The sequence below is a fragment of the Modestobacter sp. VKM Ac-2986 genome, from assembly GCF_026967795.1.
In the GTDB taxonomy this organism is placed as follows: Bacteria; Actinomycetota; Actinomycetes; order Mycobacteriales; family Geodermatophilaceae; genus Modestobacter.
The window spans coordinates 586,623-610,233 of the sequence record NZ_JAPVBH010000002.1 but is presented as its reverse complement, the minus strand read 5'-3'; the positions used below and the strand labels follow the sequence as shown (position 1 = coordinate 610,233).

The following is a 23,611-nucleotide window of genomic DNA, read 5'->3' as shown; positions in this document are numbered from 1 at the left end:
ACCGGGCGTGCGGAGCGCCGGACCGGACCCGTCGTGCGGTGCCCGCGCACCGGGCTGGCAGGGTGGCGCGGGTGAGGCACACCGTGGCGGTCCCCATGCGCTGGTCGGACATGGACGCCTACCAGCACGTCAACAACGTGGCCTTCCTCGGCTACTTCGAGACCGCCCGGGTGGACCTGTTCTTCGACCAGCCCACCCACGACGAGAAGACCGGCCTGCGCCGGGGCATCGTGGTGGCCAGCCACGAGATCACCTACAAGCGCCCGGTCGTCTACGACGCCGAGCCGCTGCAGGTGCAGATCTGGGTGTCCGGCGTCCGGTCGGCGGCCTTCACCTGCCACTACGAGCTCCTCGACCACGGGCAGCTCGCCGTCACCGGCAGCACGGTGCTGGTCACCTTCGACTTCGCCACGAACCGGCCGCGCCGGCTCACCCCGGAGGAGAAGGTCTTCCTGGCCCGCTACACCGAGGACGCGCCGGCCTGAGCCCGCCGGTCGGCACGCACCACGTGGCGCCCCGGGTCCACGCCCGGCGGTGTCGTCGAGCGGCGGACGGCGGCGCCCGTCGTCGTCCGGAACGACGACCGCCCCGCTGCCAGGTGCTCGGCAGCGGGGCGGTCGGGGTGCGGTGCGGTCAGCTGCGCCGGGCGAGCCGCCAGGCACCACCGAGCACGCCGGCGGCGACGACGGCCTTGACCAGGCCACCGACGATGAACGGGTAGAAGCCCGCGTCCAGCGCCTGGCCGGCCGACATGCCGGTGCTGACGGCCAGCCACGGGACACCGACGGCGAAGATCACGGCCTGGCCGGCGACGAAGAGCGGAGCGGCCTTGAGCGGCTGCCGGTCCATGCCCCGGCGGGCGGCCATGCCGATCAGGTACGCGGCGGGGATGAAGCCGACCACGTAGCCGCCGGTGGCGCCGAAGACGACGTCGACGCCGCCGCTGGCCTCGGAGTAGAACGGCAGCCCGACCAGCGCGGCCAGGATGTAGAACGCCTGCACGGCGACGCCGCGGACCGGGCCGAGGCTGGCCGCGGTGAGCACCACGGCGAGCGTCTGGCCGGTGATGGGCACCGGCGACCCGGGCACCGGGACCGACACCTGGGCCAGCAGCGCGGTGAACAGCACGCCGAAGGCGACCAGGACCACGTTGCGGGCACGGACGGCCGGGACGAGGTCGGCGAGCACGAGCGGGCGCATCGGCAGCGCGGGCATCGAGGCAGTGGCCACGGGTCCTCCTGGGAGTGCGGGACGGCGCAGCGCACCGTCGAACGGCAGAGAGTCTGCCCTATCCGGCCGGGTTCCGGACCGCCGGTCGGGACGGCCGCGACGGCGCCTCGGCGGCGGCCTCGGGCACACCGGGAGCGGTCGCGGTGCGTACCTGCCCGCTCACCTGCAGATACGTCCGTCGGTTTGCCCGGCCAGCCGCCGACGTGTTCGCTGAGGTCCAGAGCCCCTCGGCGAAGGTGGATCACGGCATGGCAACCGGGTGGTGGTCGTCGCTGCTGTCGTGGGGGCGCCCCGCACCGCAGGACCCCCTCGGGGGAGCCCTGCGGTCACCGGACCCGGCGCCCGACGACGGCTCCGGACCCGACCGCGCACCTGCCGCGCCCGCCCCCGACGAGACGGCTCCGCCGGCCGGGGACCCCGTGCACGACGACCCGCCCCGGTCAGCTCCCGACCCGGGGGACAGCGACCCGCTGCCCACCGTCACGACAACGACAGGAGCCCCCACCGTGGCCCAGCTCGACAACGTCATCGCCGACCTGCTCGCCATCGACGGTGCCACCGGCGCCGCGATCGTCGACATCGACAGCGGCATGGCCCTCGCGACCGGCGGCAACCCCGGCTTCGACCTCAACGTCGCGGCCGCCGGGAACTCCAACGTGGTGCGCGCGAAGCTGCGGACGATCTCCGACCTCGAGCTCAAGGACGAGATCGAGGACGTCCTGATCACCCTGCAGGGCCAGTACCACCTGATCAACGTGCTGCGCGGCCAGGGCAACGCCGGCCTGTTCATCTACCTGGTGCTCAACCGGACGACGGCGAACCTGGCGCTGGCCCGGCACAAGCTGCGGTCGGTCGCCGCGGGCGTCGCCGTCTGACGCAGGACCCCGCTGCCCCCACCACTCGCACGCTCGCGGCGGGACCCTGCAGCGGGGCCTCACCGCGGTGCCGCCCCATGCGGGCGGCACCGCGGTCACGCGGCGGTGGCGGCCTCGAGGATCCGGGCGCGGACGGTCTCGACGGCCAGGTCGCCGGCCTCGATCCACCGGGTGACGCGGCCACCGGAGACGATGCCGATGCGGTCGCAGCACTCGGCCAGCTCGTCGGGGTCCACGGACACGACGACCACGGACGTCCCGTGCTGCGTGGCGTCGTCCAGCAGCTGGCGCACCTGCTGCCGGGCGCGGACGTCCAGGCCGCGGGTGGGCTCGTGCAGGACGACGACGTCGCGTGCCGAGGCCATCCACCGGGCCAGGGCCAGCTTGTGCTGGTCGCCGCCGGACAGCGCGCCGAACACGGTGCGGATGCTGAGGGTCTTGACGTCCAGCTGGTGCACCGTGCGGATCACGCTGCGCAGCGTGGCGATCTCCTTGTGCAGGTCGCTGAGCGTGCCCCAGGCCTCCTGGGTGAGCGTGCGGGCGATCGTCTCGCCGGGGTCCACCCCGTAGGCGTCGTCGTCGGCGCGGTAGACCGGCAGCTGCAGCGCCCCGTCACCCGCAGCCGTGCTCAGCTGCCGTGGCTCGCCGTGCAGCAGCAGCTCGTCGGTGACGGCGGGCAGCTCACCGGAGAGCGCGCCGGCGATCTCGCGGACGCCGGAGGAGCGGTGCCCGGTCAGCCCGATCACCTCGCCGCGGCGCAGCAGCAGGTCCACGCCGTCCACCGCGCCGGGCACCCGCAGGTTGCGGACCTGCAGCGCGACCTCCTCGTCCCCGGCCCGTGGCGCCGGCGGACGGCTCGTCTCCGGCCGTGCCGGTGCGGGCACCCGGGCCGGGGGCAGCGGCACCGGCTCGCCGACGGTCTCGGCGGCCAGCCGGACCGGGTCCATCTCCTCGGCCGGGCTGTCCAGGGCGATCCGCCCCTCGCGCAGCACCAGCACCCGGTCGACCACCGCGAGCAGCTCGGGCAGCCGGTGGCTGATGTAGAGCACGCCGCGGCCCTGGCGGCTGAGCCGGCCGGCGACGGCGTGCAGGCTGGTCACCTCCAGCGGGAGCAGGGCGGCCGACACCTCGTCGAGCACGACCACCCGGGTGTCCTCGGCGAGGACCCGGGCGATCTCCACCAGCCCGTGCACGAAGTGCGGCAGCTCCCCGACCGGGGTGTCGGGGTCGACGTCGAGGGTGACCTCGGCCAGCAGCGCCTGCGCCGGCCCGCGCAGCTCGGCCTGGGGGCGCCCGGCCTGCGCGGTGCCGCGGAAGACCGCCTGCGCGACGGTCAGCGCCGGGTCGATGCGGACCAGCTGCTCGACGACGCCGATGCCCAGGTCGCGGGCGTCCCCGGCCGACAGCGGTGCGTACGGACGGCCGCCCAGGGTCATCGTGCCGGCGTCGGCGGCGGTGATGCCGGCGAGCACGTCGCCGAGCGTGGACTTGCCCGCACCGTTGGTGCCGACGAGTCCGACGATCTCGCCCTCGCCGACGGTGAACGACACCCCGCGCAGCACGCGGCGGGCACCGAACGACTTCTGCACACCCTCGACCTGCAACAACGTCATGGCGGGCCTCCCGGGGCGGGTCCAGCGACGCTGGTGGACAGGTGACGAGCGTCCCCCGCGACGCTGCGTAACGGGTCGGATGCTACCTGCCGCGGGGTGCGGCGCCTCCCGGGACGGTCGGTCCCGGGAGGCGCCCGGCGGGTCAGGTCAGCCCTGCAGCCAGACCGCCGCGTCGGCCGCCAGCGTGCTGTCGGCGACCGCCTCGCTGGCCAGCAGCACCTCGCCCTCGGGCAGCGGGACGGGGGCGCCGGAGAGGTTCACCAGGCACACCAGCCCACCGGAGCGGCGGAAGGCCAGGACGCCCTCGGGGGCGGGCAGCCACTGCACGTCCTCGCCGGTGAAGGCCGACGAGCTGCGCCGCAGGGCCAGCGCGCTGCGGTACAGCGACAGCATCGAACCCGGGTCGGCGGCCTGGGCCTCGGCCGTCAGCGGACCCCAGCCCGCCGGCATGGGCAGCCACGTGTCGGGCGTCGTGGAGAACCCGTAGGCGGGGGAGTCCCCGGACCACGGGACGGGGACCCGGCAGGCGTCCCGGCCGCGCTCGGTGTGCCCGGAGCGTTCCCAGATCGGGTCCTGCAGCGCCTCGTCGGGCAGGTCGACGTCGGGCATGCCGAGCTCGTCGCCGTTGTAGACGTAGGCGACCCCGGGCAGGGCCAGCTGCAGCAGTGCCGCGGCCCGGGCCCGGCGGGTGCCCAGCTCGCCGCCGCCGTAGCGGGTGACGTGCCGCGGCCGGTCGTGGTTGGACAGCACCCAGCAGGCCGGGGCGGGGGTGGGCGCGACCGCGGCCAGCGAGTGCTGCACCGCCGAGCGCAGCGAGTCCGCCTCCCAGTCGGCGGTCAGCAGCCGGAAGTTGAAGGCCAGGTGCAGCTCGTCGGGGCGCAGGTAGGCGGCCAGCCGCTCGTCGTCGAACACCCAGCACTCGCCGACGGCCATCCGGTCCTCGTACTGGTCGAGCACCGCCCGCAGCCGCCGGTGGACCGCGTGCACGCCGTCCTGGTCGAAGCGCAGGTCGCCGGGGCCGTCGTCGGCGAACAGGCCGGTGTCCTCGGCCGGCGCCATGTCCGGGAGCCCGTCGGGCTTGGCCATGCCGTGCGCGACGTCGATCCGGAAGCCGTCGACCCCGCGCCGCAGCCAGAAGTGCAGCGTCTCCTCCAGGTCCGCCACGACCTCGGGGTTGGCGAAGTCCAGGTCGGGCTGCTCCGGGGCGAAGATGTGCAGGTACCACTGACCGTCGGGCACCCGGGTCCAGGTCGGACCGCCGAACACCGAGGGCCAGTTGTTCGGCGGCTCGCTGCCGTCGGGCCCGCGGCCGTCCCGGAAGAAGTACCGGGCCCGGGCCGGTGAGCCGGGCGCCGACGCCAGCGCCTCCTGGAACCAGACGTGCTGGTCGGAGCTGTGGTTGGGGACCAGGTCGACGGTGACCTTCAGGCCGGCGGCGTGTGCGTCGGCGAGCAGGGCGTCGAAGCCGGACAGGTCACCGAACGTCGGCTCGACGTCCCGCGGGTCGGCGACGTCGTAGCCGTGGTCGGCCATCGGCGAGGGGTAGAACGGCGTGATCCACAGCGCGTCGACGCCCAGGTCGACCAGGTGCGGCAGCCGGGACCGGATGCCGGCGAGGTCGCCGACCCCGTCACTGGAGGCGTCGGCGAAGCTGCGGATGTAGACCTGGTAGAACACCGCCTCGCGCCACCAGTCGGCGGTCGGGGTGGTCACGGACGTCGGGTGCTCGCTCAGCGGGGGCTCCTGCGGGTGTGGAGGGGCTGCGGCGCCGGATCAGACCGACAGCGTGCCGCCGGCCCCCTCGGGCCACCGGTTCTGCATGCTGTGCGCCGCCATCTCCAGGTAACCCCACAACGTGGCGTCCTGCTCGGCGGTGAGCCCCAGCGAGTCGACGGCGGCGCGCATGTGGGTCAGCCAGGCCTGCCGCGCGGCGTCGTCGATGGCGAAGGGGGCGTGCCGCATCCGCAGCCGGGGGTGCCCGCGCTCCTCGGAGTAGGTGCGCGGCCCGCCCCAGTACTGCTGCAGGAACATCCGCAGCCGCGTCTCCGCGCCCTCCCAGTCGTCGCCGGGGTACATCGGGCGCAGGACCGGGTCCTCCTTCACGGCGGCGTAGAAGTGGGCCACCAGCGCGGAGAAGACCGGCTCGCCGCCGATCTGGTCGTAGAAGGTCGCAGCCTCCGACGGGGACGCGCTCTGGGTCATGCCTGCGATGGTCCCCCAGCCGGGGGACCGGAGGCCACGTGGGCAGGGTCTCCTCCGGCCGGCCCGGACGCCGACCGCCGCAGCGCCAGCAGCGGGACGACGACGGCGACCAGCCCCACGGCCCCCGACAGCACCACCACGGTGCTCGGCCGGACCAGGTCGGCAGCGACCCCGGCCAGCACGGCACCCAGCCCCTGGACGCCGTACAGCCCGGCCACCGCCACCCCGAACGCGCGGCCGCGGTAGGCGCTGGGCACGGCCTGGACGAAGGCGACGTTGAGCGGGATCGAGCAGGCCCCGCCCAGTCCGGCGACGAACAGCAGGACCAGGACGACGACGAAGGCCGTGGTGCCGCGGTCGAGCACCAGCGGCACCAGCCCGGCCAGCAGGATGCCGCCCAGGGAGAGCAGCACCAGCGGGGTGAGCAGCCGGTCGCGCAGCGCCGGTGGACAGAACCGGCCCACGAGCACCCCGCCGACCGCGGCGCCGGCCGGGTTGGCGGCCAGCAGCAGCCCGGTCGCGCCGAGGGCGTCCTGCAGCTCCAGCGTCCAGGGGGCGGCGATGCCCTCCGGGGCGTTGACGAACAGCGCCGCGACCCACAGCAGCCCGACGATCGCCCGCAGCCGGGCGGCGCCGGCCACCAGGCGCAGGCCGCTGGCGGTGTCCTGCAGCAGCGAGCGCCCGGCCTCCCCGGCGTCCTGCACCGGTGCGGGCCGGCGGCGCAGCCCCAGGGTCAGCCAGACGGCGGAGACGGCGAAGGTGGCCGCGTTGAGCAGCAGGGCGGCGGAGGCGGACAGCTGCGTCAGCAGCAGGCCGCCGAGGCCGAAGCCGATCAGCTGGGCGACCTGCTGGGTGATCCCGGTCAGCGAGGTCGCGACGGCGTACCGGTCGCCCTCGAGCACGTCGGCCGTCAGCGCCGAGCGGGCGGCCTCGAAGGCTGGGGCGAACAACGACACCAGCAGCAGCAGGAGGAGCAGCAGCGGCAACGGCGTCCCCGGCACGGCCATCGCGGCCACCAGGACGGCGCGGGCGACGTCGCTGCCGATGAGCACCTGGTGCCGGGGCAGCCGGTCGGCCAGGGCGGACAGCACCGGGCCGCCCAGCAGCCACGGCAGGTAGCTGATCGCGAAGGTGAGCGCGGCCAGCACCGCGGAGTCGGTGCGCTGGTAGACCAGCACCGTCAGCGCCACCCGGGCGAGCTCGTCGCCGATCGTGGACAGCAGGTGGGAGCCGAACAGCGGCCGGAACTCACCGACGGCGAAGACCTGCCCGTAGGTCGCCGGCGCGTCGGCCGGGCCCGTCCCGTGGGCGCTCAGCGGGCACCTGCACGGGACCGGGGCCCGGCGGCCTCGGTGACGGTGACCGCTCGGGCACGTCGCATGACGGGGGATTCTGGCAGGTGGAACGGAACCGGCCGGTGCCACCCGGGGTCCACCGGGCGCGCCGGGGACCGCCGGCCCGTGGTCGGGCCGGCGGTCGGGGTCACGGTCGGGCCGGCCGGGTCACGCTCAGGCGGAGGCCGGGGCGAGGCCGGTGTGCGCGGCCAGGAACGCCAGCTGGTCGGCGGCCAGGCCGACCGTCCGGCTCACCGCGCGGGCCCCGTGCCCGACCGACAGCTCGCGGCGCAGCACGATCGGCGCCTCGGCGGAGGTGGCGTGCTGCAGCGCCGCGGCGAGCTTGCGGGCGTGCAGCGGGTCGACCCGGGTGTCGGACTCGAAGGTCGTGAACAGCACCGCCGGGTAGGCGGTGCCCTCGACCACCCGGTGGTAGGGCGAGTACCCCAGCAGCCAGCCCAGCTCGACCGGGTCCGCGGCGGTGCCGTACTCGTCGTTCCAGGTGCGGCCCAGGCCGAACAGCTCGTAGCGGACCATGTCCAGCAGCGGTGCGCTGCACACGACGGCCGCGACCAGGTCGGGGTGCTGGGTGGCCATCGCGCCCACCAGCAGCCCGCCGTTCGACCCGCCCATCACCGCCAGCTGCGCCGGCGTCGTCCAGCCGGCGGCGACCAGGTGCTGTGCCGCGGCGGCGAAGTCGTCGAACACGTTCTGCTTGTGCTCGCGCATGCCGGCCCGGTGCCACTCCTCGCCGTGCTCGGAGCCACCGCGCAGGTTGGCCACCACCCACACCCCGCCGGCGGCGACCCAGGCCAGCGCCTGCGCGCTGTAGGCCGGGGTGAGGGAGACGTTGAAGCCGCCGTAGCCGTAGAGCACGGTCGGCCGGGGGGTGTCGGGCATGCCGGAGGGCGAGAGAACGAACAGGTGCACCGGCGTGCCGTCGGCGGAGGTGGCGTGGGCCTCGACCACCTGCACCGACAGGACCGTCGCCGTGGTCGGTGCCTTCTCGTGCTCGGTGAGCACGGTCGGCTCGGTGGCGTCCCAGCGCAGCACCGAGGGCGGCGTCGAGTAGTCGGTGAAGCCGATCCAGGCGGTGGTGCCGCCCTCGGGCGGTGCGCTCACCCCGGAGATGCTGCCCGGCTGCAGGTCGCTGACCTCGCCGAGCGCGCCGGAGCCGTCGCCGGCCCACAGCGACAGCCGGTCGGTGGCGTCCACGGCGTGCACCGCTAGCACCGTCAGGGCGCCGTCCGCGCCGTCGACCAGGGCGAGATCGGTCAGCACGCCGTCGGCCTGCTGCGGCACGACCTCGCGCCAGGCCGCCGGGGCCCACGTCGCGGGGTCGGTGGGGTCGGCGACGACCAGCCGGCCGCGCGGGCTGTCGCGGTCGGTGTGCAGCCACAGCCGCCCGTCGCGGGCCACCCAGGCCGAGGTCTGGGCGTCCACGCCGACCTGCAGCTCGCGCAGGACGCCGTCACCGGCCAGGTCGGCCAGCCAGACGTCGTCGCGCGGGGCGGTGCCCACCGAGGCGGAGACGACCAGCCAGCGGCCGTCGGCGCTGGTGCGGGCACCGAAGTAGGTGGAGGGGTCGCTGCCCTCGCCGTGCACCAGCACGTCGGTGGCCGCGTCGGCGCCCACCCGGTGGCGCCACACCCGGCGGTGGAACTGCTCCTCGCCGGCCGGCACGAGGTCGGGGGCGAGCCGGCGCACGTAGAAGAGCTCCTCGCCGCCGGGCAGCCAGCCGACGGGGGAGTAGCGGCAGCGGTCGATCGGGCCCTCGACCACCTCGCCGGTGGCGACGTCCAGGACGAACAGCTGGGACTCCTCGTCGCCGCCGACCGAGAGCTGGTAGGCCAGCCGGTCGCCCTCCCAGGAGGGCTGCCAGGCATCGAGGGTGGTGGTGCCCGCGGGGTCCAGCGCGGTCGGGTCGACCAGCACCCGCACGGTGCCGTCGGGCTCGGTCACCCGCAGGACGGCGTGCTCCTGCCCGGGGTCGCGGCGGGTGGAGAAGGCCCGCCCGCGGCGCCGGACCGGGACCCCGACGGCGCCGGCGTGCACCAGCTGCTCGAGCCGCTCGGCGAACACCGGCCGGGTCGGCAGCCCGGCCAGCAGGTCCGCGGCCAGCTCGTCCTGGGCGGCGGCCCAGGCCACGGTGCGCGGGTCGGCGGCGTCCTCCAGCCAGCGGTAGGGGTCGGCGACCGAGTGGCCGTGCAGGTTCTCGACCAGGTCCAGGCGGGGGGCGTCGGGGTAGCGCACGTGGGCGACGGTAGTGCGGGGGTGTGACGCCCGCCGCCCACCACGGCCGTTTCCGGTGCAGGATGGAGGTGCCCGTGGGCTGTCGAAGCCGTCGGTGGCAACGGGCACCCGGAGGTGTCCCGTGTCGATCACCGCACTCCCGCCCGCGTCGGGCCGCGCCGCACCACGGCGTGACCCGGTCGCCCCGACCGCCCAGCCGGCCGCCACGACCGGCGCCACGTTGCTGCTCAACGCCACCTACGAGCCGTTGTGCGTGGTGTCCAGTCGGCGCGCGATCGTGCTCGTGCTGGCCGCCAAGGCCGAGAGCGTCGACGTCGGTGACGAGGAGGTGCACGCCGAACGGGTCACCCTGGCGGTGCCGGTCGTGGTGCGGCTGACCCGCTACGTGCGGGTGCCCTTCCCGGTGCAGGTGCCGCTGTCGCGCCGGGCGGTGTTCACCCGCGACTCCTCGACCTGCGTCTACTGCGGCGCGTCGGCCACCAGCATCGACCACGTGGTGCCGCGCAGCAGGGGCGGGACGCACACCTGGGAGAACGTGGTGGCCGCCTGCCGCCGCTGCAACCACGTCAAGGCCGACCGCTCGCTGGCGGAGATGGGCTGGGCGCTGCCGCACCCACCGCGGGCACCCAGCGGGACGGCGTGGCGCTTGCTGGGGCACCGCACGGTCGACCCCCGCTGGCGGGAGTGGCTGGGGCTGACCGAGTCCGTCAGCGCCTGAGCAGACGCGCCCGGCCGGTCCCACCAGTCACACGGGCGCGTCGCGCCGTCGGAGGCAGCCGGTCGTGCCCTACCTTTCGCCGCGTCGGCGTGTCGGACGCCGCGGTCGAGAGGCGTCCCCGTGTCCGTTCCCACCCCGTCCCGAGCGTCGGCCCGTGCCGCCGTCGGCGCGCTGGCGACGCTGGTCGCCCTCGCGTTGGGCACCTCCCCGGCCAGTGCGGCGGTGGGGCTGACCGTCCCGCTGTCGCCACCGGACGTCGTCCTCTTCCTGTACCCGTCGGAGAACACGTCACCGCCCACCGAGGACGGTGGCGGCGAGTTCGTCCCCGTCGAGGTCGAGTGGGGTGGCGCGGTCGACCTGCAGCTGCCCGCCGGTGTCGACGCCTCGGCGGCCACCTACCTGCTGGAGACCGGCGCCGAGACCGACGAGGAGCCGACCCGCACCCTCTCGTCCGCGGCGACCGGTGCCGGCCACCTCGACGTCACCGGGCCCTCGGACGGCCTCGTGCGCATCACGCTGCCGACCGACGCGTCCAGCGGGCCGCTGGGCCTGCTCACGGTCGCAGGGCTCACCGGCACCGCCCCCGGGGTCGAGGTCGGCGCGGACGTCGAGTACCTGCTCGAGTTCGCCGGCGCCGGCACCTCCGTGGTCCCGCTCGCCCCCGTGCTGAGCGCCCAGGCCGGGCTGCCGTGCACCTACGCGTGGCTGGCCGAGGCGCCCGAGCCGGACGTGGACGCCGGTGCCGACCCGGGCGCGGAGGTCGACTGCTCGTCCTACGCGGTCACCGCCGGGACGACGATCGCGTTCACGCTGCCGGCGGACTCGCTGATGCGCACCGTCGGACTCGACGCGCTCACCGACACGACGGCGGTCTTCTTCCGGACCGAGCCCGACGAGGACGGCTTCTGGGCCGGGTACGAGGCCGGGTACACCGACGGCTCCGACGCCGGGCTGCAGGCCGGGCTGGGCGCCGTGCACGTCCCGGCGCACGGGCCGTCCTTCGACGCCGCACAGGCCGCTGCCGACACCGGCTACGAGCAGGGGTACGACGAGGGCCACACCGACGGCTGGTACGAGGCGACCGTGCCCGCCCCGGAGGTGGAGCCCGACACCGACCCCGGGTTCGACCCGGACGACGAGCTCTCGCGGTGGCAGTACCTCATCGGGTCCCTGACCGGCGACTTCGGCATCCCGACCTCCCCGTTGGCGGAGCCGGCTCCCGCGGAGGCGCTGGCCCGCGTGGCCGCCGCCGAGGCCGTGGACGCCGCGCAGGCCGCTGCCGAGGCCGCCGACGAGCCCGCGGAGCAGCCCGCACCCGACGTGTCCGAGGACGTCGACGAGGAGGTGTCGGTCGACGGTGGGTCGTTCGGGGACGACACGCTGCCGGTGACCGTCACGGCCGACGGGATCGAGCTGACCGTGCCGGCCGACTCCCGGTCCGGCGACCACGCGCTGGCGCTGATCATCGGCACCGACGCGGAGAACCCCTGGTACAGCGTCACCCTCACCCTGGACGTGACGGCCGCACCGGTCGCCGTCGCCCCCGTCGTCGCGCCGCCGGGGCAGCCGGTGGTAGTCCCGGTGCTCAACCCGGGCCTGGCGTCCAACACCGGCTGGACCGAGCCGGACGCCGGTGCCTCGGTGCCGCTGGTCGCGGTGGGCGGCACGGCGCTGCTGGTCGCGGCGCTCGGTGCGGGTGCGGTGCTGCGGCCGCGGCGCCGCCCGGCCGCCGCGCCGCAGGACTGACGTGCGGCGTCCGGGCCCGCGGGCGGCGGCGCTCTCCGGGTGCACCGTCCTCGGGGTCGCCGGTGCCGTCGTCCTCGGGGTCGGCCTGTCCGGCGCGGAGCCGCTCTCGGCGGGTGGGGCCGCGGCGGCCGCGGTGACCGCGCCGCCCTCCGGTGCCCCGTCGCAGGCGACCGCGCTGCCGCGGACCACCGCCACGGCGTGGACGACGCCGTCCTCGCCGGTGCACGTGCGGGTCGACGCGGTGGGCCTGGACCTGCCGGTGCTGCCGCTGGCGGCGCCGACCGGGGTGATCGACCCACCGCTGCTGACCGCCGCCTACTGGGTGCAGCCCTACGGCGAGCCCGTCGGCGCGGCGGAGGACGCCGACAACACCCTCTACCTGGCGGCGCACTCGACCAGCACGGGGAACTCCGGCTTCGACCCGCTGCTCACCGCCGACCACCAGGGGTCCGCGCTGGTCCCCGGGGACGTCGTCTCCGTCAGCACCCCCGAGGGCACCGTCGACTACACCGTCGAGCGCACCGCCCGGTACGCCGCGGACGCCCTCGCCGGCGCGACCGAGGTGTGGGAGGCCGTCCCCGGGCGGCTGGTCCTGATCACCTGCCTGACGCCGCTGGGCTCCGGCGCGACGACGGAGGACCTGGTCGTCTTCGCCACCGCGCGCTGACTCACCGCCGCCAGAAGAGGTGGTGCACCACGCCGCTGGGACTGGGGACGACGTCCCGGTGGAAGCGGTCCAGCAGCTCGTCGGGTGAGTGCCACAACCGCGACCCGGAGCCGAGCTGGATCGCCGGTGCGACCGCCACGTGCAGCGTGTCGACCAGGTCGGCGTCCAGGAACTCCCGGATCACCGACGCCCCTCCGCCGAGCCGGACGTCGCGTCCCTGCGCGGCCTCCTGCGCCTGGGCCAGCACCTCGGCCGGTGTGCCGTCGACGAAGTGGAAGGTGGTGTCCGACAGCGTGAACGACGGGCGCAGGTGGTGGGTCATCACGAACACCGGGGTGTGGAACGGCGGCTCGTCGCCCCACCAGCCCTGCCAGTCGTGATCGGTCCACGGGCCGCGGTGCGGGCTTAACTCGTGCGCCCCCATGATCTCGGCGCCGATGCCGTGGGAGAAGTCGCGGACCAGGTGGTCGTCGAGCCCGCGGCTGCCGCCCGGTCCGGTGCGGTTGGGGAAGCTCGCCGTGCCGAGCGCCCAGCTCATGAGCGCTCCGGGGTCGGCGTGCCCGAACGGCCGTTCCAGGCTCTGCCCCTCCCCGGCACCGAACCCGTCGCTCGAGACGGTGAAGTCCTGGACCTCCAGCAGCTGGGGCACGCGGTTCCTCCTGGTCGGGGTCGGTCGCGGGGAGGACCGCCCCCGGCCGCGGAACTCATCGGTGCGTCAGGTGACCCGGCTGCGCTCGACCGGGTAGGCCTCCCAGGACCGGTCGGTGAGCACGGTGCGCAGCCGGTCCATCGCGTCCCAGACGTCGACGAACCGGGTGTAGAGCGGCGCCGGGCCCAGCCGCAACCGGTCCGGCGTCCGGAAGTCCGGGACGACGCCGCGCTCGATCAGCGCCTGGGTCAGCTGCCAGGCGGCGGGGTGGGCCAGCGACACGTGCGCCCCGCGTCGGGCGGCGTCCCGCGGGCTGGCCACCGCCACGCCGTGCCCGGCCAGCCACTCGTCGGCCAGCGCCACGACCAGGTCGGTCAGCGCCCGGCCCTTCGCTGCGATCGCGTCGATGCCGGCCCCTGCGGTGAGCCGGGCGCCCACCTCGACGGCGGCCATCGCCAGGACCGGGGGAGTGCCGACGGCGAAGCGGTCCACGCCCTCGGCCGGCTCGTAGGTCGCACCCATGGCGAACTGGTCGCGGGCCCCGAACCAGCCCCAGATCGGCTGGCGCAGCTGGTCCTGCAGCTCCTGCCGCACGTAGAGGAACGCCGGGGCGCCCGGCCCGCCGTTGAGGTGCTTGTAGGTGCAGCCCACGGCCAGGTCCGCGCCGACCGCGGTCAGGTCGGCGGGCACCGCACCGGCGCCGTGGCTCAGGTCCCAGACCACCAGGGCGCCGTGCTCGCGGGCCAGCCGGGTCACCGCGGCCATGTCGACCACCGCGCCGGACCGGTAGGCCACCTGCGACAGCACCAGGACGGCGACCCGCTCGTCCAGTGCCCGCGCCAGCACGGCCAGGTCCAGTCCCTCGTCGACGTGGGCCGCCACCGAGCGCACGGTCATCCCGCGCTGCCCGGCCACCCCGGCCACGACGTACCGGTCGGTGGGGAAGTCGTCGGCGCAGCACACCAGCACGTCGCGGCCCGGGCGTGCGTCGACGGCGGCGACCAGCAGCTTGTAGAGGTCGACGCTGGTCGTGTCGCTGATCAGCACCTCACCGGGCCGGGCACCCAGCACGCCCGCGGCCAGGACGTCGCCGATCCGCCGGGACTGCTCGACCCAGCCACCCCAGGAGCCGACCAGCCCACGACCCCACTCCTGCTCGACGACCCGTGCGACCGCGGCCGGGGTGTCCACCGGCAGCCGGCCCAGGGAGTTGCCGTCCAGGTACAGCGAGCGGCCGGGGCCCTCGTCGTCCGTGCCGGTGAAGCGGGCGCGGAACCCGGCCAGCGGGTCGGTGGCGTCGGCGGCGACGGCGGCGGCGCGGGAGAGGTCCACGCGGCCATGATGTCCGACGTCCCGGCCGGTCTCCCGCCGTCGGGGGCGGCGGCTAGCGTCCGGTCCGTGAGCACGCAGCTGCACGACCTCACCGCGCTGGAGCAGGCCGCCGCCGTCCGGGCGCGGGAGGTGAGCGCGACCGAGCTGGTGCGGCACTGCCTGTCCCGGATCGAGGCGCTGGACGCCTCGCTCGGCGCCTTCCTCACCGTCACCCCCGAGCGGGCGCTGGCCGCGGCCGCGGTGGCCGACGGGGCGGTGCTCGACGGGGTCGACCTCCCGCCGCTGCACGGCGTGCCCACCGCGATCAAGGACCTGAACAACACCGCCGGGGTGCGCACCACCTTCGGGTCGGCCGTGCTGGCCGACAACGTGGCGACCTTCGACGACGCCGTGGTCACGAAGCTGGCCGCGGCCGGGACGATCAGCGTGGGCAAGACGAACACCCCGGAGTTCGGCTTCCCCTGCTACACCGACAACGCCCTCGCCGGCCCCGCCCGGTCCCCGTGGGACCCCTCGCTGCTGGCCGGTGGCTCCAGCGGCGGGGCCGCCGTGGCCGTGGCCGCCGGGATGCTGCCCTTTGCGCAGGGCTCGGACGGCGGCGGGTCGATCCGCATCCCGGCCGGCATCAACGGGCTGGTCGGCATCAAGCCCAGCCGCGGCCGGGTCAGCAACGCGCCGCTGGGCAGCGAGACCACCGGGCTGGGGGTGCAGGGGCCGCTGGCCCGCACGGTCCGGGACGCCGCCGCGATGCTCGACGCGATGGCCGGCCCGGTCCCCGGCGACCCGTTCTGGGCCGCGCCGCTGCCGGCGGGGGAGACGTTCCTCGGCCACGCCGACCGCGCGCCCGGGCGGCTGCGGATCGGCCGCCAGCTGGAGTCGGGCATGTCCGGGGTGGAGCTGGACCCGCAGGTGCGGGCGGCCTTCGAGGACGCCTCGGCGCTGCTGACCGACCTGGGCCACGACGTGGAGGACCTCCCGCCGACCCCGCTCACGCCCCAGGTGTTCCCCGCCTTCGAGGTGGTGTGGGCGCTGTCGGCGACCACCCTGCCGGTCGGCCCCGGCCAGGTCGGGCAGTTGCGACCGCTGACCAGGTTCCTGCGCGAGCGCGGGCTGGCCCTGGGTGCCCGCGAGGTCATGGAGGCGATGGCGACGCTGCGGCTGTTCTCCCGCCGGTTCGTGCAGGCCACCAGCGGGTTCGACGTCCTGCTGGCGCCGGTCTGCACGATGACGCCGCGGCCGGTGGGCTGGTTCGGCGAGGACGGCGCCACCGACTTCGCCCGGCAGGTGGAGTACGCGGCCTTCCCGGCCGTCTACAACGTCACCGGCCAGCCGGCCGTGAGCGTGCCGCTGTGGTGGACGCCGGAGGGCCTGCCGATCGGCACGATGCTCGTGGGCCGCCCGGCCGACGAGGCCACGCTGATCTCGCTGTCCGCGCAGCTGGAGGCCGCCCGGCCGTGGGTGGCGCGCCATCCCGCGATGTGGTGATCCTGCCGGGCCGGTGATCGTCGACCCCGGTAGATTGCGGCCATGCCCGTGCTCGAGACCGTGCTCCTCTACGTCGTCGTCCCGCTGGTGGTCGTCCTGCTGTTCGCCGGGGTCACCATGATCCCCGGTCGCGGCAAGGGCCCGGCCAAGTACAAGCCCGGTCAGCCGTGGGAGCACGAGGCCGTCTGGTACGAGCCGCACCCCGACATCCCGGGCCTGCCCGTGCACGGTGACCGGCACGACGACCACGGTGGCGGCCTCAGCGCGCACGGTGCCGTCGGCGGCCAGACCGGCGCCCGCGCCCTGACCGGCGGCAGCAACGGCAACGGCCCCCGCGCCCTGACCGCCGGTGACGGGCGCACCGGCGCCAGCGCCGCGACCGCCGGGGTCGGCGCGACCGCCGCCGCGCTGGCGCTCGGCGAGCACCCGCACACCCACGAGGTCGACGTCCCGCGGCGCAGCGCCGCCGGCGGCGCGCGCGGGACCTGGTGACCCGATGAGCACCGCGATCTCCTCCACCCCGTCGTCCTCCGGAGACCCCGCCTCGATGTCGCAGTCCCAGACCCAGACGCAGCAGCAGCCCGACGCCGGGCACACCTCGACCAAGGACACCGCCAACTCCGTCGTCGACGACGCCAACAGCGGGATCTTCAGCTACCGCGACCTGGCCCGCATCGACGAGGCGCTGACCATGTCCACGAAGGAGACCGGGCTCCGGTTCACCCTCTACATCGGCGACCTGGGCCGCGACACCCGCGCCACCGCCGAGGACCTGCACCAGCGCTCCGGGGGCGACGTCAGCATCGGCGTCCTGGTGGCCATCTCGCCCGGGCAGCGGGTCATGGAGATCGTCACCGGCACCGCCGCGGCCCGCCGGCTGCCCGACCGCGCGTGCGCCCTCGCCGTGCTGTCGATGACCAACCGGCTCGGCTCCGGCGACCTGGTCGGCGCGATCGTGCACGGCCTCCGGCAGTTGTCGGACGGCGCCGGCCACCCCGCCCGCCGCGGCGGTCACTGACGAAGGACCCCCACGACTCGCACGCTCGTGGCGGGCCCCTGGAAGGGGCCCAGCAGGCCCCGCTCCCGGATCCCGGGGGCGGGGCCTGCGTCGTCTCCCGGACTGGTGCCGGGCCGCCCGCCGGCGGTGGCACGCCGGTCACCGCCGTCCGGGCTCACCCCGCGTGCTCCTGGCTCAGCGTCTGCGGTGAGCCAGGAGCCCCCACGACCAGCTGACCTGGCCCCGGAGCGCCACCGGCAGGCGCCGGAACGGCGACGGGCCCGGGACGCGGCTGCTGCGTCCCGGGCCCGTCGTCCCCGCAGGGGCCGTCGTCAGGCGGAGGCGTCCCGCTTGCGGGCCCACAGTGCACGGGCCACGCCGTCGCGGCCCTCGCTGACCAGGCGGCGCAGCGGCGGCGGCGCCGTCTCGTCGGTCAGCCACTCGTCGGCGGCCGCGAGGGTCTGCTCGGCGATCACCTTCGGGAAGAGGTACTCGACGGCGTTCTTCGCGATCTCACCGGGGCGGCGGTCCCACAGGCCGGTGATGTCGGCGAAGTAGCGCTGCACGTAGGGCGTGGTGAGCTCCTGCTGCGCCGGGTGCCAGAAGCCGGCCACCATCGCCTCGTGCACGGCGTTGGGGATCGACTCGTCGGTGAACGCCCGCTCCCAGGTCTCGGCCTTGGACTCGGCCGTGGGGCGCAGCGCGCGGGCGGTGGCGGTGCGGCGGGCGCCGGTGGCGGTGGCGTCCCGGGCGGACTCGGCGTCGATCTCGGCGTCCCCGGCGGCGCCCACCGCGACCAGCCCCTGCAGGAAGGACCAGCGCGCGTCGGCGTCGACGGTCAGGCCCTCGATCACCAGCGAGCCGTCGAGCAGCCCGCGGAGCGCGGCGACGTGCTCGTCGCTGCGCGCGGCGGCGGCCAGGGTGCGCGACCACTGCAGCTGCGCGTCGCTGCCGGGCTCGGCCGTGGACAGGGAGGCCAGCGCCTTGTCGGCCAGCAGCGCCCAGCCGGTGGGCGCCCAGGCCGGGTCGGCGAAGGAGGCCAGCGCCGACTGCACCCGGGCCAGCAACGACTGGACGACGCTGATCTCGGTCTCGGCGTCGACGCCGGCGAGCACCAGCTGCACCCACTCGCGGGCCGCCAGCTCGCCGTCGCGGGTCATGTCCCAGGCCGCCGACCAGCACAGCGCGCGGGGCAGCGAGTCCGGGATCGAGCCGATCCCGCCGCGCAGGGTGGCCAGTGACCGCTCGTCGAGCCGGAGCTTGGCGTAGGTGAGGTCGTCGTCGTTGACCAGCACCAGGTCCGCGGCCGGGTGGCCGACCAGCTCGGCGACCTCGGTGCGGGCGCCGTCGACGTCCAGCTCGACCCGGTGCGAGCGGGTGAGCCCGTCGGGGCCGGTGCTGTACAGGCCCACGGCCAGCCGGTGCCGGCGGAGCACCGGGTGCGCGGTCACCGCGGTCTGCTCGATGGCGAAGGAGGCGTAGCGGCCGTCCTCGTCCAGGGCGTAGACCGGGCGCAGGGTGTTGACCTGGCTGGTCTGCAGCCACTGCGCCGACCAGTCGGACAGGTCGCGGCCGGAGGCCTCCGACAGCTCACCCAACAGGTCGGCGAGGGTGGTGTTGCCGTACTCGTGCTTGCGGAAGTACTTGCGCACCGCGGCGAGGAAGGCGTCCTGGCCGACGTAGGCGACCAGCTGCTTGAGCACCGAGGCGCCCTTGGCGTAGGTGATGCCGTCGAAGTTCACCTCGACCGCGGCGACGTCGACCATGTCGGCGGCGATCGGGTGGGTCGAGGGCAGCTGGTCCTGGGCGTAGGCCCAGCTCTTCTCCGTGTTGGCGAACGTCGTCCATGCCGTCGTGTACTCGGTGGCCTCGGCCTGGCAGAGCGTGGAGATGTAGGTGGCGAAGGACTCGTTGAGCCACAGGTCGTCCCACCAGCGCATGGTCACGAGGTCGCCGAACCACATGTGGGCCAGCTCGTGCAGGATCGTCTCCGCGCGCCGCTCGTAGCGGGCCCGGCTGGTCTTCGACCGGAAGACGTAGTCCTCCAGGAAGGTCACGCAGCCGGCGTTCTCCATGGCGCCTGCGTTGAACTCGGGCACGAAGAGCTGGTCGTACTTGTCGAACGGGTACGGGTAGTCGAACACCCGGTGGTAGAAGTCGAAACCGGCCTTGGTGACGGCGAAGATCTCGTCGGGGTCCAGGTGCTGGGCCAGCGACGCGCGGCAGTAGATGCCCAGCGGGATGCCGTCGTGCAGGTCGGTGACCCGGGCGTAGGGACCGGCCACCAGGGCGACCAGGTAGGTGGAGATCCGCTTGGTCGGGGTGAAGTGCACCAGCTGGGAGCCGGCCTCACCGGCCTCGATGGTGCGGTCGCCGGTGTTGCTCACGACCTGCCAGTCGAACGGCGCGGTGACGTGCACGGTGAACACCGACTTGAGGTCGGGCTGGTCGAAGCAGGCGAACATCTTGGCCGCCTCGGCCGGCTCGAAGTGCGTGTACAGGTAGACCTGCTCGTCCTCCGGGTCGACGAACCGGTGCAGGCCCTCCCCGGTGCGGGAGTAGCGGCAGTCGGCGTCGACCACGAGCTCGTTGGTCGCGGCGAGGCCGGGCAGGGCGAGGCCGTCGTCCTCGGAGTAGCCGGACAGGTCCAGCTCCACGCCGTTGAGCGTCGCGGACCGGATCCGCTCGGCGACCAGGTCGATGAAGGTGTCGGCACCTGGCGTGCGGGCCTCGAACCGGACGGTGGTGACCGACCGGAACGTGTCCTCACCGGGGTGGCCGTGGCCGTCGGTGACGTCGAGGAAGAGGTCGTAGCTGGAGACGGTCAGCAGCGCGGCGCGGGCCGCGGCGTCGTCACGAGTCAGATTGGGGACTGCCACGCACCGGAGCCTGCCACGTGGCACCGACACCCTCCCCGGTGTGGTCGCGGCGGGCCGCGGGAATGACCGGACGGCGCCCCGACTTGCCGCAACCGATGACCGGCCCGCGCGCGCCGCGGGCCCCTGTCCACCGATCGAGAGGCACCCCGTGACCGAGACCGTGCAGACCGCACCCACCCGCGCCCGCGTCGACGTGTGGGTCGACCCGCTGTGTCCCTGGGCGTGGCTGACCAGCCGCTGGGTGCTCGAGGCCGCCAAGGTCCGCGACATCGACCTGCACTGGCACGTCATGAGCCTGTCGGTGCTCAACCGCGGCCGCGAGCTCCCCGAGCAGTACCAGGAGATGATGGCCAAGGCGATCGGCCCGGTCCGGGTGCTCACCGCCGCCGTCCAGCAGCACGGCGAGGGCGTGCTCGCCGACCTCTACACCGCCATGGGCACGCTGCGGCACCACGAGAAGCTGGAGATCGACGAGGTCATCGCCCCGGCGCTGGAGCGGGTCGGCCTGCCCGCCGAGCTCGCCGAGGCCGCCGGCTCGACCGAGTACGACGAGGCGTTGGAGAAGAGCCACCACGAGGGCATGGACCCGGTGGGCGAGGACGTCGGCACCCCGATCGTCCACGTCGACGGCGTGGCGTTCTTCGGCCCGGTGATCAGCAAGGTGCCCACCGGCGAGGACGCCGGCCGGGCCTTCGACGGCGCCGTGCTGCTGGCCGGGCTGCCGGACTTCTGGGAGCTCAAGCGCACCCGCACCGCCGACCCGGACATGTCCTCGGTCCCCGCCGACACCCTGGAGCTCACCGGCACCCGCTGAGGGAGGACGCCGTGGAGTCCCAGCGCTGCAGATCCCGAGCGCTGGGACTCCATCGGCGGCATGCTGGGTCGATGGCGCGACCCCCGCTCCGGCAGCGGATCCTGATCACCGGTGCGAGCTCCGGGCTCGGTGCGGGCATGGCCCGGCGGTTCGCCGCCCGGGGCCGCGACCTCGCCCTCGTCGCCCGCCGGCTGGACCGGCTGGAGGCACTGCGCGACGAGCTGGTCACCCGGCACCCCGGCGTCCGGGTCGCGGTCGCCCCGCTGGACGTCGACGACCCGGACGCCGTCGCCGAGGTGGTCCCGCGGCTGGCCGCCGAGCTCGGCGGGCTGGACCGGTTCATCGCCAACGCCGGGCTCGGCAAGGGCACCCCGATCGGCAGCGGTGACCCGCGGCCCAACCGGCAGGTGCTGGTCACGAACGTGCTCGGCACGCACGCCTGTTGCGAGGCCGCCGTCGCGCTGTTCCGCGCCCAGGGCGCCGGTCACCTCGTGGTCGTCTCCTCCGTCGCCGGCGTGCGCGGCATGCGCGGCACCCGGACGGCGTACGCCACCTCCAAGGCCGCCGACGCGGTGCTCGCCGAGGGCATCCGCGCCGACCTGCTCGGCGACCGGGCGACCCGCGGCATCCGGGTGACCACCGTCCACCCGGGGTTCATCGAGACCGACATCAACACCGGACGCCGCGGCCCGTTCACCGTGGACCTGGACACCGGTGTCACGGCGCTCACCGCAGCGATCGAGCGCGAGCCGGTGCGCGCCTACGTGCCGGAGTGGCCGTGGCGCCCGGTGGCCGCGCTGCTGCGCGTCCTGCCGCTGCCGGTGGCCCGCCGGCTGGCCTGAGCGTCCCGCTCAGCCCGGGACACGGGTCCGCGCGACCGCGCGGGTGTGCGCGTCGAACGCCGGCGGCGCGCCCGGGTCGGTGAGCCAGCGCGCCAGCCGGGCGAGCTCGTCGCGCTGGGCGGCCACGAACGCCGCGTCCACGACCGCGCCGTGCCCGGGCACCACCGGCCCGCGCACCCCGGCCAGCAGGGCGGTCAGGGTGCCCGGCCACTCGAGCGGGAAGGCGTCCTCCATCGCTGGGGGAGCACCCTCCTCGACCAGGTCCCCGGCGAACACGACGTCGTCCACCGCGACCACCAGGTCGCCGTCGGTGTGCCCGCGGCCCAGGTGGCGCAGGGTCACCTGCCGGCCACCGACGTCGAGCACGGCCGCGTCGTCGACGAGGTGGTCGGGGGTGTCGATCGGCGCGGTGGCGACCAGCTCGGCCGCCGGGTCGCCGTCGGCACGCAGACCGTTGACGACGTCGGCCCGCTGCAGCTCGCCGGTGGCGTCCAGCCCCTCGGCGCACCGGCGGGTGCCCCAGACGGCGGCCGGGCGGAACGCGGCGTTGCCGAAGCAGTGGTCGTGGTGGGCGTGGGTGTTGACCACCGTCCACGGGTGCCCGGTCACGGTGCGCACCGCCTCGGCCAGCGCCTGCCCCTCGCCCAGGTGCGAGCGGGTGTCGACGACCAGGCAGGCGTCCTCGCCCACGACCAGGCCGCAGTTGAGGTCGAGCTCGCGGTGCCGGCGGACGAACACGCGGTCGCCGACCTCGCGCCAGCCGGCGGTCACCAGCAGATCCGCATCGGCCGGCCGCGGGAGTCGCTCGTCCCGTCGCCGACGCACTCGGCCGTTCCGTCGGCGAGCCGCCGGGCCGACCAGGCGGCCGCGCAGGCGTCGAGCGCGTCGACCAGCGGGACGCCGGTGGGCGCGTCGGCGAGCGCGGCCTCCACGTCCATCACCGCGCGCAGGGCGGCCAGTCGCTGCACGGTGCCGCGGGCGGTGCCCTTGCGGTCGGGCACGCCGCCGAGCCCGACCCGGAACGCCAGCTCGGGGTGCACCTCCACGACCCGGCCGGGAGGTGGGTCGCCGAGGGCGTCGTCGAGTGCGCGGATGGACCGCACCAGCTGGAACGTCTGCGCCGAGGGCGCCCGTGGGGGAGTGGTGGCCGCCCGGGAGAGCGCGCGGGCCTCGGCGTAGTCCTCGGTGGCCAGCACCGCGCGGACCGGCGCGGGGAAGACCGAGCTGGCCGCGCCGAACGTCCTCAGCAGGTCACGAGCCGCGACGTCGCAGGCCCGGACGCCGTCCTCCGACAGCCCGATCGGCATGTCGATCCCGACCACCTCGACGCCGGGGACGGCGAGCACGTCCGCGACGGTCGGGAGGTCGAGCAGCTGGACGGTGCGGCCGTCCAGGCGCGCGCCGACCCAGCCGAGCTGCCAGCCGTCGACACCGAGCACCGCCACCGGGCCAGACTGTCACCTCTCCTGAGAGGATCGGGCCATGCGCGTCTTCCTCGGCACCGACCACGCCGGTCTGGAACTGAAAGCCCACCTGATGACGGTGCTCGCCGACGAGGGCTTCGAGCCCGTCGACTGCGGCGCCTTCGACTACGACCCGCAGGACGACTACCCGCCGTTCTGCTTCGAGGTCGGGGAGCGGGTCGTCACCGAGCCCGGCAGCCTGGGCATCGTCATCGGCGGCTCGGGCAACGGCGAGCAGATCGCGGCCAACAAGGTGCCCGGCGTGCGTGCGGCCCTGATCTGGAACGGCAGCACCGCCCGGCTGGCCCGCCAGCACAACGACGCCAACGTCGCCGCCGTGGGCAACCGGCAGCACAGCGTCGAGGAGGCCACCGAGCTCGTGCTGACCTACCTGCGCGAGCCGTTCAGCGGCGAGGCCCGGCACGTCCGCCGGATCGGGCTGCTCACCGACTACGAGCGCGAGCGGATCGGCGTCTCCGGCGAGTCGCGGCACCCGGCTCCCTGACGGCGCG

At 75.2% G+C, this 23,611-nt stretch carries 22 protein-coding genes; 11 read left to right on the top strand and 11 right to left on the bottom strand.

All coding sequences use genetic code 11. From position 1 onward, the window contains the following. Positions 1-71: 71 nt before the first annotated feature. On the top strand, positions 72-485 hold the full coding sequence (locus O2W14_RS07155) for an acyl-CoA thioesterase (RefSeq protein WP_269175378.1): 414 nt from the start codon (positions 72-74) through the stop codon (positions 483-485). Between the two features lie 148 nt (positions 486-633). Here O2W14_RS07155 and O2W14_RS07150 read toward each other — a convergent pair whose 3' ends face one another. Further along, positions 634-1,230: a biotin transporter BioY gene (locus tag O2W14_RS07150; protein ID WP_269175377.1), complete on the bottom strand. Its 597-nt coding sequence runs from the start codon at positions 1,228-1,230 to the stop codon at positions 634-636. Positions 1,231-1,736: 506 nt separating this feature from the next. Here O2W14_RS07150 and O2W14_RS07145 point away from each other — a divergent pair. Beyond that, complete coding sequence (locus tag O2W14_RS07145; protein WP_269175376.1) at positions 1,737-2,105, top strand: hypothetical protein; 369 nt, start codon at positions 1,737-1,739, stop codon at positions 2,103-2,105. A 95-nt stretch (positions 2,106-2,200) separates the two neighbouring features. On the opposite strand, the gene O2W14_RS07140 is transcribed toward O2W14_RS07145, so the two are convergent. The 5 genes from O2W14_RS07140 to O2W14_RS07120 form a co-directional block, all read right to left on the bottom strand. Next, complete coding sequence (locus O2W14_RS07140) at positions 2,201-3,718, bottom strand: ATP-binding cassette domain-containing protein (RefSeq protein ID WP_269175375.1); 1,518 nt, start codon at positions 3,716-3,718, stop codon at positions 2,201-2,203. Between the two features lie 147 nt (positions 3,719-3,865). After that, on the bottom strand, positions 3,866-5,431 hold the full coding sequence (locus O2W14_RS07135) for a glycoside hydrolase family 13 protein (RefSeq protein WP_269175374.1): 1,566 nt from the start codon (positions 5,429-5,431) through the stop codon (positions 3,866-3,868). Positions 5,432-5,491: 60 nt separating this feature from the next. Further along, positions 5,492-5,920, bottom strand: a complete 429-nt coding sequence (locus tag O2W14_RS07130) for a globin (RefSeq protein WP_269175373.1) — start codon at positions 5,918-5,920, stop codon at positions 5,492-5,494. After that, positions 5,917-7,236 carry an MFS transporter gene (locus O2W14_RS07125; protein ID WP_269175540.1) on the bottom strand — a complete coding sequence of 440 codons (1,320 nt, stop codon included), beginning with the start codon at positions 7,234-7,236 and terminating at the stop codon, positions 5,917-5,919. The genes O2W14_RS07130 and O2W14_RS07125 overlap by 4 nt, the downstream gene beginning before the upstream one ends. A 192-nt stretch (positions 7,237-7,428) precedes the next feature. Next, positions 7,429-9,507, bottom strand: coding sequence for a prolyl oligopeptidase family serine peptidase (locus O2W14_RS07120; protein WP_269175372.1), 2,079 nt, complete (start codon positions 9,505-9,507; stop codon positions 7,429-7,431). 121 nt (positions 9,508-9,628) lie between these two features. Here O2W14_RS07120 and O2W14_RS07115 point away from each other — a divergent pair, with 121 nt between their 5' ends. The 3 genes from O2W14_RS07115 (at position 9,629) to O2W14_RS07105 (ending at position 12,638) form a co-directional block, all read left to right on the top strand. Next, a complete protein-coding gene (locus tag O2W14_RS07115) occupies positions 9,629-10,225 on the top strand; it encodes an HNH endonuclease (protein WP_331253578.1) in 597 nt (198 codons plus the stop codon). A 120-nt stretch (positions 10,226-10,345) separates the two neighbouring features. Then, positions 10,346-11,971: a hypothetical protein gene (locus O2W14_RS07110; RefSeq protein WP_269175371.1), complete on the top strand. Its 1,626-nt coding sequence runs from the start codon at positions 10,346-10,348 to the stop codon at positions 11,969-11,971. Between the two features lies 1 nt (position 11,972). Then, positions 11,973-12,638, top strand: a complete 666-nt coding sequence (locus O2W14_RS07105) for a class F sortase (RefSeq protein WP_269175370.1) — start codon at positions 11,973-11,975, stop codon at positions 12,636-12,638. Position 12,639: 1 nt separating this feature from the next. On the opposite strand, the gene O2W14_RS07100 is transcribed toward O2W14_RS07105, so the two are convergent. Both O2W14_RS07100 and kynU read right to left on the bottom strand, forming a co-directional pair. Further along, on the bottom strand, positions 12,640-13,287 hold the full coding sequence (locus tag O2W14_RS07100) for a dihydrofolate reductase family protein (protein ID WP_269175369.1): 648 nt from the start codon (positions 13,285-13,287) through the stop codon (positions 12,640-12,642). A 66-nt stretch (positions 13,288-13,353) separates the two neighbouring features. Continuing rightward, the gene (gene kynU, locus O2W14_RS07095; RefSeq protein WP_269175368.1) at positions 13,354-14,619 is read right to left on the bottom strand and encodes a kynureninase; all 1,266 of its coding nucleotides are present in this window, start codon (positions 14,617-14,619) and stop codon (positions 13,354-13,356) included. Positions 14,620-14,685: 66 nt separating this feature from the next. Here kynU and O2W14_RS07090 point away from each other — a divergent pair, with 66 nt between their 5' ends. From O2W14_RS07090 to O2W14_RS07080, 3 genes are read left to right on the top strand one after another with little or no spacing between them, the layout of a single operon-like run. After that, positions 14,686-16,104, top strand: coding sequence for an amidase (locus O2W14_RS07090; protein WP_269175367.1), 1,419 nt, complete (start codon positions 14,686-14,688; stop codon positions 16,102-16,104). A 42-nt stretch (positions 16,105-16,146) separates the two neighbouring features. Next, positions 16,147-16,596, top strand: a complete 450-nt coding sequence (gene ctaJ / locus O2W14_RS07085; RefSeq protein WP_269175366.1) for an aa3-type cytochrome oxidase subunit CtaJ — start codon at positions 16,147-16,149, stop codon at positions 16,594-16,596. A 4-nt stretch (positions 16,597-16,600) separates the two neighbouring features. Next, positions 16,601-17,122, top strand: a complete 522-nt coding sequence (locus O2W14_RS07080; protein WP_269175365.1) for a DUF5130 family protein — start codon at positions 16,601-16,603, stop codon at positions 17,120-17,122. Positions 17,123-17,433: 311 nt separating this feature from the next. On the opposite strand, the gene pepN is transcribed toward O2W14_RS07080, so the two are convergent. Next, complete coding sequence (gene pepN / locus O2W14_RS07075) at positions 17,434-19,980, bottom strand: aminopeptidase N (protein WP_269175364.1); 2,547 nt, start codon at positions 19,978-19,980, stop codon at positions 17,434-17,436. A 148-nt stretch (positions 19,981-20,128) separates the two neighbouring features. Between pepN and O2W14_RS07070 the strand changes: the two genes are divergently transcribed. Continuing rightward, positions 20,129-20,794: a mycothiol-dependent nitroreductase Rv2466c family protein gene (locus tag O2W14_RS07070; RefSeq protein ID WP_269175363.1), complete on the top strand. Its 666-nt coding sequence runs from the start codon at positions 20,129-20,131 to the stop codon at positions 20,792-20,794. 71 nt (positions 20,795-20,865) lie between these two features. Then, complete coding sequence (locus O2W14_RS07065; RefSeq protein WP_269175362.1) at positions 20,866-21,636, top strand: SDR family oxidoreductase; 771 nt, start codon at positions 20,866-20,868, stop codon at positions 21,634-21,636. Positions 21,637-21,645: 9 nt separating this feature from the next. Here O2W14_RS07065 and O2W14_RS07060 read toward each other — a convergent pair whose 3' ends face one another. Both O2W14_RS07060 and O2W14_RS07055 read right to left on the bottom strand, forming a co-directional pair. Then, positions 21,646-22,407, bottom strand: coding sequence for an MBL fold metallo-hydrolase (locus tag O2W14_RS07060; RefSeq protein ID WP_269175361.1), 762 nt, complete (start codon positions 22,405-22,407; stop codon positions 21,646-21,648). Further along, complete coding sequence (locus tag O2W14_RS07055) at positions 22,404-23,081, bottom strand: DUF429 domain-containing protein (protein ID WP_269175360.1); 678 nt, start codon at positions 23,079-23,081, stop codon at positions 22,404-22,406. Before O2W14_RS07055 ends, O2W14_RS07060 begins: the two co-directional genes overlap by 4 nt. Before the next feature lie 37 nt (positions 23,082-23,118). Between O2W14_RS07055 and O2W14_RS07050 the strand changes: the two genes are divergently transcribed. Further along, positions 23,119-23,604 carry a ribose-5-phosphate isomerase gene (locus O2W14_RS07050; protein ID WP_269175359.1) on the top strand — a complete coding sequence of 162 codons (486 nt, stop codon included), beginning with the start codon at positions 23,119-23,121 and terminating at the stop codon, positions 23,602-23,604. The last annotated feature ends 7 nt before the right edge of the window (positions 23,605-23,611 follow it).